This is a genomic window from Rhodococcus sp. H36-A4 (assembly GCF_027158005.1).
Lineage (GTDB): Bacteria > Actinomycetota > Actinomycetes > Mycobacteriales > Mycobacteriaceae > Rhodococcoides.
The window spans coordinates 73100-92947 of record NZ_JAPVLQ010000001.1; the positions used below are offsets into that span (position 1 = coordinate 73100).

Sequence of the window (19848 nt, forward strand, 5' to 3'; positions counted from 1 at the left end):
TATTCCTCAGTCCCCCAATCGAAGTGGCGCAATACTTCCAAAGACGTCTCCTGGCCCCGGATTGGTTTTCGCTGTTCCGCCGCCGAGATGATGCACCACTCCCCACACCGCGTTGAGTGCAGTCTGGATCGCACCTTCGGCCCACCCTGCGGTCCACGAAATGTCGTCTCCGGCCAAAAAGATCCCACGATGCCGCTCATCGAAATCGTCTTGCACGAAATGCGAGAACAATCGCTCCTGATATCGGTAGTGGCCGGGCAGATTGGCTTTGAAGGCTCCCATGAAGTCCCGCTCGGTCTCCCATGACAAGGTGACGGGATCTCCGATGATGTGACTTCGGAAGTCGACACCCGGATAGATGCCCTCCAATGAACGAAGCATGATGTTCATCCGCTCGACCGGGCCCAACGCCAACAACTTCAGGGAATCATCCGACCACGTGTACGACAGACAAATCAAGCCCGGTTTGCCCTCCCCCTGATCGAGCAGATACGTTCCACGACTCATCCGATCGGTGAGAGTCATGCTGACGATGTCATGGCCCGTGAGCGGGTCCTTGTCTTTCCAAAACGGGCGGTCCACGAGAACGAATACCTTGGTCGAACCCATGTAGTGCGTCCGCTCGACGGCCGTCCAATGGTCGATCGGCAGCAGATCATCGTCACATTCGATGTTGCTGAGCAACATCCAGGACTGAGCAGTCACCACTGTCGCCGGGAAGGTGCGGGTTCCCCCTTCACTGTCGTGCACCACCGTTCCACCGGCGGCGCGTCGTAGCTCGGTGACGCGCGGACTCGGCGTCCCATCGTTCAGCGACGCCACCGTGGTGCCCACCGGCCAGTGCGCTGTTGGTGCTGCGCTCGTCCACAGTCGTTGGGGTAGTTGTTGAGCGCCACCGACGATGCCGCGATGGTGGTCGTCCGCTGCGGTCACCACGACTCGAAGGATTTCGAGGATGGAATTGGGGTAGTCGGTGTCCCACCCTCCGGTGCCGAAACCGACCTGCCCGAACAGTTCTCGCAGACGGAAAGATCCGAAGTGCTCGGACTCCGCCAGAAACCCATAGAAAGTCTGATCGTCCAACCTCACTACGATCTCGTTCCACAGCCGCTTGATCTCGGGGGTATCCCGCGCCCGAATTGCCCGCTGGAGAGGAACCAGTTCGGCATACTGCTCCAGAGTGCGCTGCCAGGCTCGCGCAACCTCGCCGAACACCGGGGGCAGATCGTCGAGACTGCTCGCGTAGTAGCTGACGCCCTTGAGATCGATCACGGTGCTCGGGGTGACCTCGGCAAGCGGATTGGGGAACGGCTCGGTGTGCAGACCCATTGCATCCAGATAGTGGAACAGCGCCGTCGACGAAGGAGGAAAGCGCATTGCGCCCATCTCCGCCACCACTCCGTGATGGCCCTCGAACTTCACCGACCGCATGCGACCGCCGATCTGATCCGACTCGTAGACGATCGGTTTCAGGCCGATTCTCATCAGCTCGTACGCGGTGACCATGCCCGCGAGGCCGCCGCCGATCACGGCTACCTCGGTTCCGTATGCCGATTCAGGCACCGAGCCGAGTCCGTTCGGGTGAGCCAGATAATCGTCGTATGCAAACGGAAAGTCCGGACCGAACATGGTGAGCGGTAGCTCGTGGTCGTCCTCGACGGTGCTGTCCGGGCTGACGGGGGTGGTCATCTGCCACTCTTCCCATCCTGGGGGTAGAGATCGTGTCTTCGGTCGCCCAGGTGGGTATTGATCTCCCTCGACGTGGCACGTACACCGGGATCGATATCGACCGTGAGAAGTGCCTCACCGCGGCCGGCACGGCCGAGTTCGGATCCGTCGGGCGCTATGGCACAGGTGAGACCGCAGTAATGCAGATCGCCCTCGATTCCGCACCGATTCACGTAGGTGACGAACAGCTGACTTTCATAGGCCCGAGTAGGCACGACGTGTGTGGCAACCATGTCGAACGGGTGCATCAGCCCAGTAGGGACGATCAACCATTCGGTTCCTGCATCGGCGTGCGCACGAACGGCTTCGGGGAATTCCACGTCGTAACAGGTCAGAAGTCCGCAGGTCAGCCCGCCGAAGTGAAACTGCACGACCAGTTCGTCGCCTGGAACGAAGTGCCCACGATCGAGCTCACCGAACAGATGCGTCTTGCGATATCGAGACACGATGGTCCCGTCGCTACCCACTACCTGTACCGAATTGTAGATTCCTTCCTCGCTTCGTTCCGGAAACCCGTACACCACAACGAGACCGGAGCTCCGGGCAATCTCGACGACGGCGTCGAAGATCGGCCCGTCTGCCGCCTCTGCACGTTCTTCTACGAGACGTCCGACGTCGTAGCCAGTCGTCGACATCTCGGGAGTGACGAGCATCGACGCTCCTGCGTCCGAAGCGGCAATCGCCGCGCGCGATATGGCAGCGAGGTTGGCCTCGACGTCGCCTGCCAGTTCGGGGCCTTGAAACAGCGACACTCGTACCGCGGTAGTCATCGGCTGGTCCTTTCCGCAGGTTTCGCGTCCGGCGGGCAGGCGCGCTTGTTCGATAATCGTGCGACAACGAGGCACTGCCGGGCAACATGGAGTTATAGACAATTATCCGACCAACGACGCTGGACGTACCTGAAGAACTATCAGAAAGCGCTTCCTATGAGCACCGAAACGCCACCGATCGGACCGGTCGACGCGAGAAAGGTCCCGCGGTTCGCCGAACCGACGACGTTCGCGCGACTACCGCGGCTCGACGAAGTCTCTCGAGCCGACGTCACGATCCTCGGGGTTCCGTTCGACTCGGGCGTCAGCTATCGACCGGGGGCGCGCTTCGGCCCCGGTCACATTCGCGCTGCCTCGAAGTTGCTTCGGCCGTACAATCCAGCCTTGAAAGTCTCACCGTTCGCCGAACAACAGGTCGCCGATTTCGGGGATATCGGCATCAACCCGTTCGATATCACCGAGGCGTTGAATTCGGTGGAGTCGGCGGTGACCGATCTACGCGCCGACGGTTCTTCGGTACTGACTCTCGGCGGCGATCACACTATTGCTCTCCCGATCCTGCGTTCGCTCGCGCGCGACCACGGACCGGTTGCCGTGCTCCATTTCGATGCTCACCTCGATACGTGGGACACCTACTTCGGCGCCCCGTACACCCACGGCACTCCGTTTCGCCGCGCGAGCGAGGAGGGTCTCATCGACCTCGAACGCTCCCAGCACATCGGTATCCGGGGGCCGCTCTATACCGAGCAAGACCTCGAGGACGACCGTGTTCTCGGATTCCAGGTGATCCGATCCGATGACTACGAGGTCGATGGGTTCGCGAGCATCGTCGAGCGGATGCGGCACCGACTCGACGGTGGTCCGGTGTACGTCTCAGTGGACATCGATGTTCTCGATCCGGCTCATGCACCGGGAACTGGTACTCCGGAAGCTGGAGGCATGACCTCGCGAGAGCTGCTGAACACGTTGCGTGGGCTCGTCGGACTGAACGTGGTGGGCGCAGACATCGTGGAGGTTGCCCCTGCGTACGACCACGCTGAGATCACCGGTATAGCCGCCGCGCACGTAGCCTATGAACTGTTGTCCGTTCTGGCACTGAATCGATAGTGTCGCCCGAGGCGCATACGATGAGCCCGATGCCCTACCGATCGGACGCACCTGACCCGGACGGCAAGTACCAGCAGGTTGCCGACCTCGCAGCAGCCGACGCAGGTGGCTTGTCCACCGAACTTCTCGGAGATTTCCTCGAGGTCCTCACCGACGCCGTCGCTGTCGGACGCCCATTGACGCGTCGTCAACTGCGCGCATTGCGGGTTCATGGTGATACTGCGGCCAAGGAAGGCGTTGCATTAAGGGCGTTGCTCGATCTGTACTTGTCCTCGGCCTGGCGCCTGTGGCGCGAGCTGCCCGCGGTGGTGGACGCAGCCAAGAACCCAAGCGCCGTCGTGACTGCAGGTGAAGTGATGTTGCATGCTGTCGACGACGCGGTGGCAGAGCTCGCGGAGGCTTTTCAGCTCGCCCGCAGAGCTTTGGTCCGCGCCGAGGTGTCCGCTCGACGCGAGTTCGTCGACGATCTTCTCTCGGGCAGCGCCGATATCGCTGGGGTGCTGGGTCGCGCAGAGTCGTTCGGACTGGACTTGACGGGACCTCACGCTGTCCTGGTCGTAGAGGCGACTTCCCCGTTCACCGACGATGCTTCGATGATCACCGACGTCGAGCGCGCGATCGCCGGGAGCAAAGGTGACACCGAGACGTTGGTTGCCAGCAAGGAAGGCCGTCTCGTCGTCGTGTTCGCGGCGCCCGACCATCATGCGGTGAAACTGGTGACCGAACGTGTCCGAAGCACTGTCGGTCAAGTTCACGGCACCGATGGGTGGACTCAACGTTTGGGAGTAGGTCGTCCTGGTCAGAGTGCTGCCGGGGTGGCGTCCTCCTACCGCGAGGCACTCGACGCGCTCGACCTGGCGGGCAAACTCGGACTCGACACACCGGTGCTGGATGCGCGAGACCTGCTGGTGTATCGAGTGTTGCTCGACGACCGACCCGCGATCACCGATCTCGTCGAGACAGTACTGACGCCCCTGCTGGCTGCGCGGGGCGGCGCCGTTCCCCTTCTGCGCACGTTGTTCGCCTACTTCGAATCCGGGGGTAACTCCGCGATGACGGCAAGGTCGATGCACCTCTCGGTTCGCGCGGTCACCTATCGACTAGCGCGTATTGCCGAGCTGACCGGCCACGACGTGAACAACCCCAGCGAGAGATTCGCACTGCAGACAGCAGTATTCGGAGCGAAGTTATTGGATTGGCCGACCAGCACCACCTCACAGACGTAGTTGCCGGTTCACGGCAATTGAAGGTGGACAAACATGTCCGCGATCGCACGGTGCATGCCGCTTTCACGACAGGCACACTTAAGTAGTCGCGGTAAACAGAGTTGCCGCAGAGAACATCGAAGCGACAAGGAGCCCGTTCCATGGCGTCCCTGACCCAGAAGCTATCTCAATTCACCAGTAAGGACTACCGCCGATGAACGTTCCTCTCTGGGCATGGGCGGCGTTTGCCGCGGTCGTGCTCACCCTGCTCGCCATCGATTTGCTTGCGCATCGCGGTGCACACGTCATCGGCTTCAAGGAAGCTGCATGGTGGAGTGCATTGTGGGTCGGCGTCGCACTCGTCTTCGGTGGAGTCGTCTTCGCCACTCTCGGTACGACGGCAGGCGTGGAATACACGACGGCCTGGCTCCTCGAGAAAAGCTTGTCCGTGGACAACCTCTTCGTATTCGCATTGATCTTCGGCTACTTCAAAGTTCCGAAGGAATATCAGCACCGCGTTCTGTTCTTCGGCGTGATCGGCGCATTGGTATTCCGCGGCATCTTCCTCGCCGCAGGTGTAGCTATCGTAAGCAAGTTCACCGTCGTTTTGTTCGTCTTCGCAGCCATCCTGCTCTACAGCGCGTGGAAGCTGATGAAGGATGAGGACGATTCGTATGATCCGAGCACTTCGTTTGCGGTTCGCCTGTTGCGCAAGGTTATCCCGGTTCAAGACGAGTACTCCGGAACGAAGTTCTTCGTCAAGGAGGCAGGAAAGCGCATTGCCACTCCGTTGTTGGCCGTCGTGGTTGCCATCGAAGCTGCCGACCTTGTTTTTGCCGTAGACAGTGTCCCTGCAGTTCTTGCCGTCAGCGACGATCCGTTCATCATCTACTCGTCGAATGCGTTCGCGATTCTCGGACTGCGCGCGTTGTACTTCCTGCTCTCCGGCCTGTTGGATAAGTTCCACTACCTGTCCAAGGGCTTGGCGATCATCCTCGGATTCATCGGGGTCAAGTTGATCTTGCAGGCCAGCCACAAGGTCATCAGTACCTCGATCCCCGAGATTCCATCGCTGGTCAGCCTCGCAGTCATCATCGCGGTGTTGGCAGGCTCGATCATCCTCAGCTTCGTGCGCCCAGCAAAGGAGGAGACTTCCGAGCTGGCTTCCGGCGAAAAGTAACACGGGCAAGGCAAAGGGGGTATCCGACAGGTCCGGTCGGATACCCCCTTTTCGGATTCACCTTCTCGGAGCTGTGTTTCACTCCGGTTCGTCCTGGGTAGTTGTTTGTCATGACCACATCGAACTCATACACAGTTCCCGGCATGAGCACCGACGAGGGAGCGCGTGTCGCGGCATTGCTCCAGGATCGCCTGAACGCATACAACGATCTTCATCTGACCCTCAAGCACATTCACTGGAATGTCGTGGGCCCCAACTTCATCTCTGTCCACGAGATGCTCGACCCACAGGTAGAAACCGTGCGTGGCTTCGCCGACGATGTCGCCGAGCGCATTGCGACACTGGGATCCTCGGCGAAGGGCACGCCGGGCACCATCGTCGAGCAGCGCTCATGGGACGACTACTCGATCGGGCGGGCCGCAGCCATCGAGCACCTCGGCGCACTCGACCTCGTGTACACCGGTGTCATAACCGACACGCGCAAGGCAATCGAAGAGATCGGCAAGGTCGATCCGGTCACCGAGGACTTGTTGATCGGGCAGAGCGGTCAACTCGAACTCTTCCACTGGTTCGTTCGCGCGCACCTGGAGAACTCCGGTGGACAGCTTTCCACAAGCGGTGCATCGAGCGAAAAGGAAGCTGCCGCAGACGCGCGCTGAAATTTTCACTTCGAATCGATGATCGCGTTTGACGCGGAATAATTCGGGGTAACATCAGTTGCCCGACACTCCGCTGCGGAGTGTTGTGTCTTTCGTCCAGCCAGTGGCGAACCGCTTGCGCGGGCATCTTTCATGTGTCATAACAATGACACTCAGAAGGCTATGCCGTCGTGGGCCCGAGCGGTGTCGGCTGGAATTCGACTTTGTGAGAAGTTCGAAAGATCAACCGCTACTGTCGATTCAAGAGACATCAGGGTAAGTTCTCAGATGGTTGGCGATCAACGCAATCATCTGATGCCGCACGCAGCATCCAATTCGAAAGAAGGAACAATAGTGATCGTCCTGGGAATCATCCTCGCGCTCATCGGCTTTTTCACGTCGATCAGCATCCTCACCACGATCGGCATCATCCTGATCGTCGTCGGCGCCGTCCTCACCATCCTCGGTGCAACCGGGCGCGCTATCGGTGGCCGCAAAACCTGGTATTGATCGCCAGGTATTGCCCTTGCACGTAGACGAGGCCCCGCGCATCAGCGCGGGGCCTCGTTTGTTTCGACAAAGCTCTTTCGGTCCGCGTCAGCGAATCTACCGTCTACTACGTAGTATCTGCTCGGCCTGCCGCAACACGGGCGCATCGACCATCCGTCCTTCGAAACGAAATACTCCGCGCTCATCTGCGGCAGCCGCAACGACCTGCTCAGCCCAATCGATCTCCGCCTGGGTCGGTGCGAAAGCCTCTCGAATTATCGGTACCTGCGAAGGATGAATAGCAACCTTCCCGTCGAACCCGACTGCCACGGCATCCTCCGATTCGGCCGTCAAGGTAGCGATGTCACCGATATCGAGCACTACCGAATCGAGGGCGAACACACCGCGCGCTTTGGCTGCGAGCAGTGTTGTCGACCTGACATGTTGTGCCACCTTCCGGTACGTACCGTCGGGGAATCGGCTCGCCTTACCCCCCAGTGCTGCGATCAGGTCCTCGGCACCCCACATCACCCCGATCGAATTTTCTGCGCCGAGGCTGTCGGACACAGCGACGGCGCCGAGCGGTGATTCCACGATTGCGATCACCTCATAAGGCGCAGCCGCACCGATCTGGATCGAACTTTCACATTTGGGCAGCATCACTGTGCGATACGCCGTCTGGGCGAGTGCTGCCATGTCCAGTTCGAAGTCGGCAGTGCCGTGCGCATTGACTCGGACGACAGTGGATGCAGGGTCGAGAGGGGTGGACAGCAACGACTGCCTGGCTTTCTGCTTGTCGCCGGCAGCGACAGCATCCTCCAGGTCGAGGATTACGACGTCGGCCCGCTGTGCCGCCTTCTCGTAGCGTTCCGGTCGATCCGCCGGACAGAACAACCATCCAGGACCCGGCGGCACCCACGTCACGACGCGTCCTCCGCGGGCCGAAGCCTGACGAGAGTCTTGCGGACCGCCGTGGCTACGACGTCGCCGTGTTGGTTGCGTCCGGTGTGGGCGAAGGTGACGATGCCCTCGCCGGGTCGGGATTTCGATTCGCGCTTGTCGACGATGAGCGTCTCCGCGTACAGCGTGTCCCCGTGAAACATCGGCTTCGGGAACCTCACCTCGGAAAACCCGAGGTTGGCTACGATCGTGCCCTGCGTCAACTGCGCTACCGAGAGGCCGACCACTGTCGACAGAGTGAACATCGAGTTGACCAGTCGTACGCCGAACGTCGTGCCCTCACTGAAGGCTGCGTCGAGATGCAGCGCTTGGGTATTCATCGTCTGCGCGGTGAAGAAGGTGTTGTCGGCCTCGGTGACCGTTCGGCCGGGCCGGTGTTCGTAGACGGTGCCGAGCTCCATTTCCTCGAACCACAGCCCGCGCTGACGGACACGCTTGTCCGTGGTCATAGTCCGAGCCCCCGCGCGATGAGCATCAACTGCACCTCGGTGGTCCCCTCGCCGATCTCGAGAATCTTACTGTCCCGATAGTGCCGGGCAACGGTGTATTCGTTCATGAACCCGTATCCCCCGTGAATCTGTGTGGCGTCACGCGCATTGTCCATAGCCGCTTCGGAGGCGACCAATTTCGCGATCGAGGCTTGTTTCTTGAAAGGCTTTCCCGACAACATCAGCGCAGCAGCGTCGTAATAGGCTGTACGGGCTGTATGCGCTCGCACTTCCATCCGAGCAATCTTGAACGCGATGGCCTGATTTCGTCCGATCGGCCCACCGAAGGCTTCTCGTTCTTTGGAGTACTTGACGCTTTCGTCCACACACCCTTGCGCAACGCCTACCGACAGTGCAGCGATGGCGATGCGTCCCTCATCGAGAATGTGCAGAAAGTTGGCGTATCCGCGGCCCTGTTGGCCCAGCAGATTTTCGTACGGAACCCGGACGTCGGTGAATGACAACGGATGTGTGTCGGATGCATTCCAGCCAACTTTGTCGTACGCCTTCTCCGCTACGAAGCCCGGAGTCGACGTAGGGACAAGGATCGAGGAGATCTGCTTCCTTCCGGTCACCTCGTCGACGCCGGTTACTGCGGTGACGGTGACCAGTTCGGTGATGTCGGTGCCAGAGTTCGTAATGAACTGCTTGTTGCCGTTCACTATCCATTCACCACCGACGAGTTTCGCGGTGGTACGTGTCCCCCCTGCGTCGCTGCCTGCCCCGGGTTCGGTCAACCCGAAGGCCGCGAGCGAGCTTCCGCTCGTCAATTTGGGCAACCACTCCTGCTTTTGCTCGTCGTTACCGAAGCGGTAGACCGGCATCGCGCCGAGGGAGACTCCCGCCTCGAGCGTGATCGCAACACTTTGATCCACCTTCCCCAGCTCTTCGAGGGCAAGACAGAGCGCAAAGTAGTCGCCGCCCATTCCGCCGTACTCCTCTGGGAACGGTAGGCCGAACAACCCCATCTCGGCCATGCCTGCAACGACCTCGTACGGAAACGAGTGCTCGGCATCGTGTTTGGCCGATACCGGCGCCACCACCGACGTGGCGAAGTCGGCGACACTCGCGATCAGCTGCTGGTACTCGTCGGGAAGGTTTCCGGTGGCGAGATAATCGGTCATGACTTTCCTTCTTCCACTTCGGTTCTCGGGCTCACGCGGGCGAGAAGTTGATCGACACGAACCTGCTCTCCCACTACGACAAGAAGTTCCACCGTTCCACCGATCGGTGTTGTCATTGCATGTTCCATTTTCATTGCCTCGACGACGACGATCGCCGAGCCTGCCTCCACGGTGTCACCGCTGGATACACCGACGGCGATAACGGTTCCCGGCATCGGGCTGGTCATCTCGGCATCTCCGGAGTGGCTGTCTTCACCACGGACACTGGTCTCTTCGACGGATGTGATTGCCCACGTGCCGGCCGGTGAGGACACCCAGACAGTCGCGTCGTCGTCGGCAAGCCGAAAGCGCGAACGTACGCCGGCGCGCACCATGGCCACGTCGCCGTCCTCGACACGAGCGAACGACATCGGTTGCGATTCTCCGTCGTCGACCGCTACCCATGCGTCCGACAGAGTGCCGTGCACGTGCACATGCACGGTCCGTGTTCCCGATGATAGTCGATACGTCACTGGCTGGGCTCGCCCGCCGATTCGCCAACCGCTCGGGACCGTCCACGGTCGCGAAGGATCCGAGTCCGTCCACAATGACGACCACAGATGGACGCCCACGACCACGAAGATCTCGTCCGGAGCAGGCGCTGTTTCGTAGTCCTCGACCGTGCGATCGAGCAATCCGGTATCGAGACTTCCCTCGACGACATCGCTGTCCGCCAGCAGAAATCGGAGGAACTCTATGTTGGTGACAACGCCCAACGCTGCGGTGTCGGCAAGCGCGCGATCGAGAGTAGCGAGCGCCGAAGCTCGATCGGGGCCGTACGCGATCACTTTGGCCAACATCGGGTCGTAGTCGCTGCCGACGACGGACCCGACGGACACGCCCGAGTCGACGCGAACTGTTGGAGTGGGTGACGGTTCCCGAAGCGAGAGCACGGTCCCTCCGGTGGGCAGGAATCCTCGACCGGGATCCTCGGCGTAGACGCGGGCTTCGATCGCATGACCGGTCAGTGTCACCTCGTCCTGCCGAATCGTGAGCGGTTCACCGCGGGCGATTCGAACCTGCCACTCCACCAGATCCAGCCCGGTGACCATTTCCGTCACCGGATGCTCGACTTGAAGTCGGGTGTTCATTTCCATGAAGAAGAACTCGTCGGGGCGATCCGCCGAGACGATGAACTCCACGGTTCCCGCGCCCGAGTAGTCGACACTGAGAGCCGTGTCACACGCCGCCTTCCCGATACGTTCTCGTGTCGCATCGTCCAGAAGTGGCGACGGCGCTTCCTCCACGACCTTCTGGTGCCTGCGCTGCAGACTGCACTCTCGTTCGCCGAGGTGCACGACGTGTCCGAACTGATCGGCGAGTATCTGTACTTCGATGTGCCGAGGCCGCAGAACGAACCGTTCGAGGAACAGCGTGTCGTCACCGAACGAGGAAGCCGCTTCGCGTCGTGCACTCGCCAACGCACCGGCAAGTGCTCCCGCCTCCTCGACCAGTCGCATGCCCTTGCCGCCGCCGCCTGCCGACGGCTTGACCAGGATCGGATAGCCGATGTCCTGGGCGGCATCGAGGAGGTCCGCGTCGGAAAGTCCGGGGCGAGCGATACCGGGCACTACCGGTACACCGAACTCCGCCACTGCGTTCTTGGCCGTGATCTTGTCGCCCATCACCTCGATTGCCGCAACGGGTGGTCCTAGGAACGCCAGTCCGGCAGCCTCGCAGGCTGCGGCGAATTCGGCATTCTCCGAGAGAAACCCGTAGCCCGGATGGACGCCCTGCGCTCCGGTGCGGTGCGCGGCTTCGACGACCTTGTCGATCGCGAGGTAGCTCTCACGCGCGGGGGCTGGACCGAGGCGGACCGCGGTGTCTGCCTCACGGACGTGCCGTGCATTTGCGTCGGCGTCGCTGAACACAGCAACGGATCGAATACCCATGCGCCGCAACGTTCGAATGACGCGAACCGCGATCTCGCCGCGGTTGGCCACCAGCACTGTGTCGATCTGTCTCGTCATCACATCTCACATCCGGAAAACGCCGTAGGAGACCGGCTCGAGCGGCGCATGAGCGCTCGCCGACAGAGCAAGTCCGAGAACAGTTCTGGTGTCCGCGGGGTCGATGATCCCGTCATCCCACAATCGCGCGGTCGAGTAGTAGGGGTTGCCCTGCGATTCGTATTGCTCTCGAATCGGTGCTTTGAACGTTTCCTGATCTTCGTTCGACCATGGCTTGCCGGCCGCATCGAGTTGTTCACTGCGGACCGTGGACAGTACCGAGGCTGCCTGTTCACCGCCCATGACGGAGATTCGGGCATTCGGCCACATCCACAGAAAGCGCGGTGAATAGGCGCGGCCGCACATCGAATAGTTGCCTGCACCGTAGGAACCGCCGATGACGACGGTGAACTTCGGGACCCGAGCGCACGCGACCGCGGTCACCATTTTGGCGCCGTGCTTGGCGATGCCGCCTGCTTCGTAGTCTCTGCCGACCATGAAACCAGCGATGTTCTGCAGGAATACGAGTGGAATACTGCGTTTGTCACACAGTTCGATGAAGTGCGCGCCCTTCATCGCCGATTCCGCGAACAGCACGCCATTGTTGGCGATGATTCCGACCGGATGTCCGTGCACATGCGCGAACCCGGTTACGAGGGTCTTTCCGTACTCGGACTTGAACTCGTCGAACTCCCCGCCGTCGACGATGCGGACGATGACCTCGCGAACGTCGTACGGAGTGCGCGAGTCGATCGGCACCACGTCGTAGAGGTCTTGCTGATCGACGGTGGCATCGAGCGCTTGCCGTATCGGCCATTGTGCCGCAGGGACCGGCCCGAGCGTGGCGACGATTCGACGCACTCGGCGCAGTGCGTCTCGGTCGTCGTCGGCAAGGTAGTCGGTCACCCCGGACACCTTCGAATGCAGATCACCGCCCCCGAGTTCCTCGGCCGTGACGACTTCACCCGTTGCTGCCTTGACCAACGGCGGTCCCCCGAGAAAAATCGTGCCCTGGTCTCTGACGATGATGGCTTCGTCGCTCATCGCGGGAACGTAGGCGCCGCCTGCCGTGCACGAGCCCATCACAGCCGCGATCTGCGCAATGCCTGCCGCGCTCATCGTCGCCTGGTTGAAGAAGATCCTGCCGAAGTGCTCGCGGTCGGGAAACACCTCGTCCTGCCGCGGAAGGAACGCACCGCCTGAATCGACGAGGTAGATGCAGGGCAGTCGATTCTGCGCCGCGATTTCCTGCGCGCGCAGATGCTTCTTCACCGTGAGCGGATAGTAGGTGCCGCCCTTGACGGTCGCGTCGTTGGCGACGATGACGCACTCGCGGCCGGACACTCTGCCGATTCCCGCGATCATTCCGGCGCCGGGGCACTCGTCGTCGTAGATTCCGTCGGCTGCCAGCGCGGCGATCTCGAGAAAGGGGCTGCCTGGATCGAGCAACTCGTTCACACGATCTCGCGGTAGTAATTTGCCTCTGGCAATGTGTCGCTCGCGGGACTTATCGCTGCCTCCGAGTGCAGCGCGGTCCAGCTTCTCGCCCAGTTCTTCGACGAGCCTCTTGTGTTCGAGCCTGTTGGCTTCGATATCGATCGCCATAGTGGTGCCCACTCCCTGACCGAAATTTCGGTTAATCATCACTAACCGAAATCAATAGTAAACTTTCATTAACCGAGTTGTCCAGTATCGAGCCGAAGTCGGGGATTTCACCATGAGCACAGTGTCGCCGCCTGCCGAGTCGAAACCGACCGTTCGCGAGCAGCGCAAGGCTGCGCGACGCATCGAGCTTCTCGATGCAGCGGCCGAACTGTTCGCCGAGCGCGGCTACGCAGCCGTGCGGCTCGAGGATCTCGGCGCAGCGGTCGGGATCAGTGGACCTGCGGTGTATCGCCATTTCCCCAACAAGGAAGCAGTCCTCGTCGAGCTACTGGTGGACATTTCCGACTACCTACTGACCGGTGGCCGACGGGTCGTGCGGGACGCTGCGGACGCGTCCGGCACGATCTCCGAACTGGTCGACTTCCATCTCGACTTCGCACTGAGTAAACCGGCGTTGATCCGAATTCAGGACCGCGATCTGGCGAATCTGCCGACGTCCGCTCGACGTGATGTCCGACGCAAGCAGCGCGAATACGTCGAGGTCTGGGTAGCAGCACTCCGCGGATCCGACTCGAAACTGCACGAAGACGACGCCCGCACCAAAGCGCACGCCGTGTTCGGTCTGTTGAATTCGACCCCTCACAGCATTGGACGAAGCATGTCCCGCCGATCGCGAGAAGTAATCAGAGTGATGGCAAACGCCGCCCTCACGGCATAGCGGGTCCGCGACCATCCGGGACGCGTGGCGCGGATACGGTCAGGATCAGCGGACAGAGTTATGCCGGCACCTAGAGCGCCTGCACCAATGCAGGCAATCCGACGGCCGCGGTGGTTCGCCAGCGGTGATCGGCGATATCGGATATCTCCGTCTCCACGGGGTTGATCTCGACAACAGTTGCGCCGCAGCTGCGTGCCATTGCCGGCAGCCCAGCGAACGGGAAAACTGCGCCGGATGTCCCGACGACCAACACGAGATCTGCGCTTTCGACGGCGTACACTGCCGACGTCCATTCGGACTCCGGCAGCGGTTCGCCGAACCACACTGCTCCCGGACGCATAGGTCCGCCGCACTCAGGACACGGTGGCGGTGGGACTCGATCCGACTGCTCATCACTCGGTTCGTACGCAGGCTCGGAGTGAACCCCGCATTCGGAACAGCGTGGATCGAACAAACTACCGTGCACGTGCGATACGACCTTCGAGCCTGCGCGCTCGTGCAAATCGTCGACGTTCTGGGTAGCGATGTCGAGGTGCGCACGCTGTTGCCACGTAGTAAGTGCGACATGACCGGCATTCGGCTGCGTCCGGCGGACCAATTCTGTGCGCCACTGGTACCAACCCCACACCAGGTCACTGTCGCGTGCCCACCCCTCCGGGCTCGCCAGGGCAGCGGGTTGGAAGTTGGACCACAGCCCCGTCTGCGCATCACGGAAGGTCGGTATCCCGGATTCGGCCGACATCCCAGCGCCCGTGAGCACCGCCACCCGCGACGCAGTACGCGCGAGTGTGACTACGGCGCTTGGTAGCTCGGAGTTGTTCATTATGGCCAGTGTGCCACGGCATGCCGACAGCGATCTGGACGGTCTCGCCAGAATGCGCGGTATCCACTGCTGCCCGTGCCCACCGCATGACCCAGGCGACCGACCGGATCCGGCTCGGCCGACGAGCCTGCCGGCTCGAACGGCCATAGTTACTGTGTAGCAACACGTTACAGAGGCCAACCCCGCTGCCACGTTACCTATTCGTTACTTTTGTGATCAATCTGTTATCCAATGGGTTGCAGGGCAGCTACTTCCTTGCTTCATGATTGGCTCAGCACGATCGGCAACGAGGAGTGGGCATGAACTACGCAACGCTCGACGAGAATTCCCAACGCACGACCCTGATCCCCCAGGTTCATCATCGCCTGGTCTTCGGTTCCGCATTCGCAGCGATCATCGCCGCCGCTATCGTCTTGTCGGTTGGCGGCCATGCCGTCACACTGATGATCGGTGCACTGGTGCTCGGCATCGTCGGCCTCCTCGCCGCCACCCTCTGATCTCACTGCCCGCGAGCGAAGCATCATGACTCTTCACTACTCCCCCATCTGCCGGCTCGACGACGACGCAATCGGCGGTGTGAAGATCTATCTGGACGAGCGCTACGGGACGAGTGACTTCGATGATGCGCTGCACAACGCGTCGAGCGACGTGCTCGACAGCATCGGTTGGATGACGCCGTTGCTGATCGGCACCGGGGTAGCGTCGGACGCTTGCGGGACCTTCGTCGTGCGCGAGAGTTCGATGGTCGACAACCCGGCGGAGACCTTGCTTGCGGTCGAGAAGGCCAGAGCACAGAACCATATAATTGCAGTCGACGACGTCGGCGGGCAGTTCGCGTCATTCGGGATCCTGCCTCTGATAGAACCCGACATCATCGTTCTGGCACCCGAGATGAGCGCTTCCGATCCCGACCCGTACGTGGCCAGGGCCACGCATGTTCTCGCGGCCCAAGCCGAGCGGACCGGTGCAGTGATAGTCGCCAGTGGCATCGATTCCGAAGCCCATCGCGTCAGGGCGCTCGAACTGGGGGCAACCTTCGGAATCGGTCTGCTGTTTCCACCTCGGTCCTCACCCAAGTCGCTGTCGGAGAGCAGTTCTCGTGCCGTCCTCGCATCGCGCACCTGGAGTACCCCCGATGCCGACTCGACGTCGCCGTTCGCCATCGCATCTGCCGGTCGTGTCGTGACACGTAGCCGCAAGAACCTGCTCATGGAAATGAGCACACACATAGAATGGCAGGCGTCGGTGGCCGGCCCGGAAACGTTGATACTCGGAACATTTCAGCACGATCGACATTTCCGAGGAAATACGAAGGCCCGCTGGCACGCAATGGCGGAACACAGCGCCTATACCGGCGTGTGCGGCGTCGGAATGACCGAAACGTCCGACACCCACATCCACCGAGCGTCCCTCGACTCTGCCGACGGCATGACCGAGGAATGGAACGTCGTAGTTCTGGGGGCTCACTTCTGCTGCGTACTGTCCGCGCGTGAGATGAACATCGGAGACTCGAGACCGGATCGGGAGTTCGACTACGTCATCTCGCACGATCGTTGCACGGTGGTTCGCTGCGCCAAGGCCATTCTGCATAGATTCAACGGCCGAGCGGGGGTTCGAGTACCAGGCTGACCTTCACCAGGACAACCACGGCTCCGACTGGGCCACCTGGGCACCTACGACCGAAGCGGGGGCTCGGCGCACGCCGAACAATGCGATCATCAACTCCGATTCACTCCGTCCGGATTCGGCGACCCATCGACGGCTCCGATGGAGAGCTCGCGTCGTCCATACCGCCACTGCTGCATCACCGGTTCCACTACCGCTATCGCCGGCGAAGTCGACTTTCACACCGCCTGCCACACCTGGTCCCACCTCGGCACACAACCGCCGCAACGAGTCCTCGCCGAATATCACCCGACCGGTCACCTCGACTACGAAGCGACACCGCGCTCGTATCCAGTCGTCGGGTTCACCGAGATGGACCCGCGAATCATTCAGTCCCAGTTCGTAATAGAGGTCCGAGGCGCTCTCGCCTACGACCCATACACCACAGTCGTCCGCAGCACCGACCGAAGACGCGATCGTCACCGACAACGACGCCGCACTGTGCGACCCCGAGGCTACGATCACGACACAGTCCGGGACGCGGTATCGAAGCCCTGACCTCCTGGCCGCAGGGTCGGTGATCAACGGTGCAAGTTTCAAAGCCTCGGCATTCTTGGAGTCCGTTCGTGCCGACACGGATCGCTCGGCCCAGTCGGGGCCGTCGTGCCAAGCAAGGGCCGTGCGTTCGTAGGCGAATACCGCGCCGGCCATGAAGGCACGGTTGGCGAACTCCCAGTCCTCCCCTCCGTACTGCACGAACGACTCGTCGAAACCTCCGATGGCATCGAACAGTGAACGCCCGCAGGTCATCACCGCGCTGATCATGTACTTGTACGCGTCCCATCCTGGGTGCAGGAGATCCTGCGTCCGCTCGTAAGCGTCGACCAGCCAGGCTGGTTCGGTCACCGCGGACGACAAATGTTTCCGCCTTCCGACCACCAAGGCATCGGGAAGAATCGAGGGCAAGCGTGTTGCCGCGCGTATGTAGTCTGGCGTCGGCACGGTGTCTGCATCCAGGAAACACAGAACCGAACCGCGCGAGGCGGACACCCCGAGATTCCGTGCAGCAGCCGCTCGAAAACCCAGGTCTTCCTGTCGGACGATCACGATGTTCAACTGCGAACCCCATCGGTCGATGGGCGGCGGCAGCGAGGATCCATCGTCGGCAACGACAACTTCCAGTCGATCCGCCGGGTAGGTCTGCTCGGTCAACGCAGCCAATACGAGCGACAACTGACCTGGTTGGTCGTAATAGGGAATAATCACGCTGACGAAGGGATATCGCGACGGGCCGTGCACACGATCCCAGTCGTTGTCGGGCACCAACATCCGGCCATCACCGATATCTACTGTGCTGCTCACGCGGACCAACTTCGGAGAATCGCGTCATACGTGTTCGCCACCTCAGCCGGCGACGGTGATGGAACTACGGACGGGTCCGTCCACGTGTGGGCGGGGTTCTCCGTAGCAGCCACAAGCGCCGCATCGAGTGCACCGTCGACGTTCTCGTAGATGGTGAGCACGCCCGGTGCCCGACGGTTCAACTCATCGATGTACCTGGTTCGCGGTACGAGTGGACGCCGTCCTGCCGAGATCCAGGTATTGATCGAACCCGATGCCGAGAGGTGTCGATGATGAGCCACTGGAACCGTGACCTCCCACATACGTTGCGTAAGTTCGTCGTCGTCGAGAAATCCCGTGACCAGACACTCCCGCCCCGACACTGCTGCCTCGGTATGGAGTTCGTCGACCAGATACTCGTGCCCTGGGGACGGCATCCCGAGAGCGGTGAACCCCACGGAAGCAGGCAGCGTCTGCATTGCCCGCATTGTCTCGATGTGGCCTTTACCTGGATAAAGGAACCCGAGTACTCCGACAGTCCGTCCAACCGTCGGCAGCACCCGCTTCGGTCTCATCGGGCCGGCAATCATCAACGGTACTACCGCGACCTCGACGGGTGAGTCCGCATCGGGATGGACGAACTCGCGGAGAAGCTCGGCTTCATGTTCGCTCGACACCACCACTCCCACAACGAGATCGAGAACAGATCGATAGAATTCGACCCGGTCCGACATCGACGGTCCGTCCGAGGGTTGCGGCAGGTCGTGCAACGTAACCGAAACGGGCGTTCCGATTGCTGCGATCAATGCCCGAAGATCGGTCAGCGCTTGCCGAGGGCTACTGCCGAACAATCTGTCGGTGACATGAAGGTGGACCAGAACGCAGTCGAGGACGTCCATTGCCTCTGCACTGTACGACCGAATCGAACGGTGTTCGAAACCTTCCGCCCGCGCCGCGTCACACACGGCAAGGCCGTACCGGACGACGCCGTGTGTTTCAGGACCGACAATCAAATGACACACAGTGCCCATCATGTCGGCAAGCCGAGGATGTCGATCAGTCCGCTGTATCGGCCCAGCGCAGCGTCCACGAACTCCGGATGCTGTGCATACCAGGACATCTGCTGATCGTGAATAGCCTGCTCCTGCAGCACTACTCCATCGACGGTCCACGCGGACCGGGCTACCGCCTCGAGACCGAGCGCATCGATCACCCGTCGCTCCAGCGGTGCTCGGACGACGCCGAGCAGTTCGCGATCGAGCGAAGATGGACCTGGCAGACCGAGCGCGTCGAGGATACGACTACCGAGTTCGATCAGAACCGCGTTGCCCGGGTGGTTGATGGTGTGCGCGGCCGCGCTGCCGAGGGGGCGAAGGACATCGGAGATCGCGACGTCGCAGTCGCGCCGCTCGCGTCGGTCCAGTTCGGCGATGCTCGCCTGCGCGGCGTCGACAATTCCCCTCGACGAGATTTCGAGATCCCACTCGTCGAACCGCGTTCGGCCGTCGCGGGCCGCCAGTACGGTCCGAAGGTCGTGGTACGGCACACCAGGAGGCACGGCCGAGGGATCGCTGGGGTGCCGAACGATGATCTGCCACGGGTACAACCCGGAGTACCGGATGACCGGCCAGATGAGCCTGATCGTGATGGACGGGGCCATGTCCGTGAGGTCCGCGGTACCGATGGGCAGCCCTCGGTAACCGGCCCGGACCGGTTGTGCGATCACGGCCCGAGTCTGCTGCAGGAGACGCTCGACATGCGGAATGTCAGTGGCAGTCAACTCGTGAACGGGCGGCACGCGGACGGTGCGAAATGGGCTGTTCGCCGACGACGCCAGCACGATACGCAGCGCTTCCGCCTGGCAGTTCCCCCAGACGAGCAGCACCGGCCGGGTGTCCGAGGTGTCGGCATCGACGCCGTAGAAGCTGCCGTAATGCAGAGTTCGGCCGTCCGTGGTCACGCGCGCGCTGTAGTATTCGTTTGTCACGCAAATACACTCCCTCTCGAGCAGCCGGGCCGGGTTCGACACTCCCCCGTATATCCACTCTGCCGACAGAGGAACCCGTTATTTTGATCACG

General features: G+C 61.4%; 19 protein-coding genes. 8 read left to right on the forward strand and 11 right to left on the reverse strand.

Annotation, left to right across the window (positions count from 1 at the left end; translation table 11 throughout):
* Positions 1-6: 6 nt before the first annotated feature.
* Entirely contained in the window at positions 7-1689 is a 1683-nt protein-coding gene (locus O1W68_RS00240; protein ID WP_269300911.1) for a flavin monoamine oxidase family protein, read from the reverse strand.
* Positions 1686-2498, reverse strand: coding sequence for a carbon-nitrogen hydrolase family protein (locus tag O1W68_RS00245; protein WP_269300913.1), 813 nt, complete (start codon positions 2496-2498; stop codon positions 1686-1688). The genes O1W68_RS00240 and O1W68_RS00245 overlap by 4 nt, the downstream gene beginning before the upstream one ends.
* Before the next feature lie 156 nt (positions 2499-2654).
* On the opposite strand from O1W68_RS00245, the gene speB reads away from it, so the two are divergent.
* The 5 genes from speB to O1W68_RS00270 all read left to right on the forward strand — a co-directional run bounded on the left by speB (position 2655) and on the right by O1W68_RS00270 (position 7138).
* Positions 2655-3605 carry an agmatinase gene (gene speB, locus O1W68_RS00250; protein WP_269300914.1) on the forward strand — a complete coding sequence of 317 codons (951 nt, stop codon included), beginning with the start codon at positions 2655-2657 and terminating at the stop codon, positions 3603-3605.
* Between the two features lie 29 nt (positions 3606-3634).
* Complete coding sequence (locus tag O1W68_RS00255; RefSeq protein WP_269300915.1) at positions 3635-4831, forward strand: PucR family transcriptional regulator; 1197 nt, start codon at positions 3635-3637, stop codon at positions 4829-4831.
* Positions 4832-5024: 193 nt separating this feature from the next.
* Positions 5025-5990 (forward strand): TerC family protein, encoded by a 966-nt coding sequence (locus O1W68_RS00260; protein ID WP_269300916.1) that lies wholly within the window; start codon positions 5025-5027, stop codon positions 5988-5990.
* A 110-nt stretch (positions 5991-6100) separates the two neighbouring features.
* Complete coding sequence (locus tag O1W68_RS00265; RefSeq protein WP_269300917.1) at positions 6101-6649, forward strand: Dps family protein; 549 nt, start codon at positions 6101-6103, stop codon at positions 6647-6649.
* A gap of 333 nt (positions 6650-6982) precedes the next feature.
* Positions 6983-7138 (forward strand): DUF6131 family protein, encoded by a 156-nt coding sequence (locus O1W68_RS00270; RefSeq protein ID WP_168708278.1) that lies wholly within the window; start codon positions 6983-6985, stop codon positions 7136-7138.
* A gap of 96 nt (positions 7139-7234) precedes the next feature.
* On the opposite strand, the gene O1W68_RS00275 is transcribed toward O1W68_RS00270, so the two are convergent.
* Genes O1W68_RS00275 through O1W68_RS00295 form a run of 5 tightly spaced genes read right to left on the reverse strand, consistent with a single transcriptional unit; the run spans position 7235 to position 13282 of the window.
* Positions 7235-8041 (reverse strand): HpcH/HpaI aldolase/citrate lyase family protein, encoded by an 807-nt coding sequence (locus O1W68_RS00275; protein ID WP_269300918.1) that lies wholly within the window; start codon positions 8039-8041, stop codon positions 7235-7237.
* The gene (locus O1W68_RS00280) at positions 8038-8526 is read right to left on the reverse strand and encodes a MaoC family dehydratase (RefSeq protein ID WP_269300919.1); all 489 of its coding nucleotides are present in this window, start codon (positions 8524-8526) and stop codon (positions 8038-8040) included. The genes O1W68_RS00275 and O1W68_RS00280 overlap by 4 nt, the downstream gene beginning before the upstream one ends.
* Positions 8523-9689, reverse strand: coding sequence for an acyl-CoA dehydrogenase family protein (locus tag O1W68_RS00285; RefSeq protein WP_269300920.1), 1167 nt, complete (start codon positions 9687-9689; stop codon positions 8523-8525). Before O1W68_RS00285 ends, O1W68_RS00280 begins: the two co-directional genes overlap by 4 nt.
* Positions 9686-11698, reverse strand: coding sequence for an acetyl/propionyl/methylcrotonyl-CoA carboxylase subunit alpha (locus O1W68_RS00290; RefSeq protein WP_269300921.1), 2013 nt, complete (start codon positions 11696-11698; stop codon positions 9686-9688). Before O1W68_RS00290 ends, O1W68_RS00285 begins: the two co-directional genes overlap by 4 nt.
* A gap of 6 nt (positions 11699-11704) precedes the next feature.
* A complete protein-coding gene (locus O1W68_RS00295) occupies positions 11705-13282 on the reverse strand; it encodes a carboxyl transferase domain-containing protein (RefSeq protein WP_269300922.1) in 1578 nt (525 codons plus the stop codon).
* A gap of 112 nt (positions 13283-13394) precedes the next feature.
* Here O1W68_RS00295 and O1W68_RS00300 point away from each other — a divergent pair, with 112 nt between their 5' ends.
* Complete coding sequence (locus O1W68_RS00300; RefSeq protein ID WP_269300923.1) at positions 13395-14000, forward strand: SACE_7040 family transcriptional regulator; 606 nt, start codon at positions 13395-13397, stop codon at positions 13998-14000.
* Positions 14001-14070: 70 nt separating this feature from the next.
* Here the strand turns inward: O1W68_RS00300 and O1W68_RS00305 are convergent, their stop codons facing one another.
* Positions 14071-14823, reverse strand: coding sequence for an SIR2 family NAD-dependent protein deacylase (locus O1W68_RS00305; RefSeq protein WP_269300924.1), 753 nt, complete (start codon positions 14821-14823; stop codon positions 14071-14073).
* Between the two features lie 299 nt (positions 14824-15122).
* Here O1W68_RS00305 and O1W68_RS00310 point away from each other — a divergent pair, with 299 nt between their 5' ends.
* Both O1W68_RS00310 and O1W68_RS00315 read left to right on the forward strand, forming a co-directional pair.
* Positions 15123-15320: a hypothetical protein gene (locus O1W68_RS00310; protein ID WP_269300925.1), complete on the forward strand. Its 198-nt coding sequence runs from the start codon at positions 15123-15125 to the stop codon at positions 15318-15320.
* Positions 15321-15345: 25 nt separating this feature from the next.
* Positions 15346-16452: a DICT sensory domain-containing protein gene (locus O1W68_RS00315; protein WP_269300926.1), complete on the forward strand. Its 1107-nt coding sequence runs from the start codon at positions 15346-15348 to the stop codon at positions 16450-16452.
* Positions 16453-16455: 3 nt separating this feature from the next.
* Here O1W68_RS00315 and O1W68_RS00320 read toward each other — a convergent pair whose 3' ends face one another.
* From O1W68_RS00320 to O1W68_RS00330, 3 genes are read right to left on the reverse strand one after another with little or no spacing between them, the layout of a single operon-like run.
* Positions 16456-17790 carry a glycosyltransferase gene (locus tag O1W68_RS00320; RefSeq protein WP_269300927.1) on the reverse strand — a complete coding sequence of 445 codons (1335 nt, stop codon included), beginning with the start codon at positions 17788-17790 and terminating at the stop codon, positions 16456-16458.
* Positions 17787-18803 carry a hypothetical protein gene (locus tag O1W68_RS00325; protein WP_269300928.1) on the reverse strand — a complete coding sequence of 339 codons (1017 nt, stop codon included), beginning with the start codon at positions 18801-18803 and terminating at the stop codon, positions 17787-17789. The genes O1W68_RS00320 and O1W68_RS00325 overlap by 4 nt, the downstream gene beginning before the upstream one ends.
* Positions 18800-19756 carry a WcbI family polysaccharide biosynthesis putative acetyltransferase gene (locus tag O1W68_RS00330; RefSeq protein ID WP_269300929.1) on the reverse strand — a complete coding sequence of 319 codons (957 nt, stop codon included), beginning with the start codon at positions 19754-19756 and terminating at the stop codon, positions 18800-18802. Before O1W68_RS00330 ends, O1W68_RS00325 begins: the two co-directional genes overlap by 4 nt.
* Between the last annotated feature and the right edge of the window lie 92 nt (positions 19757-19848).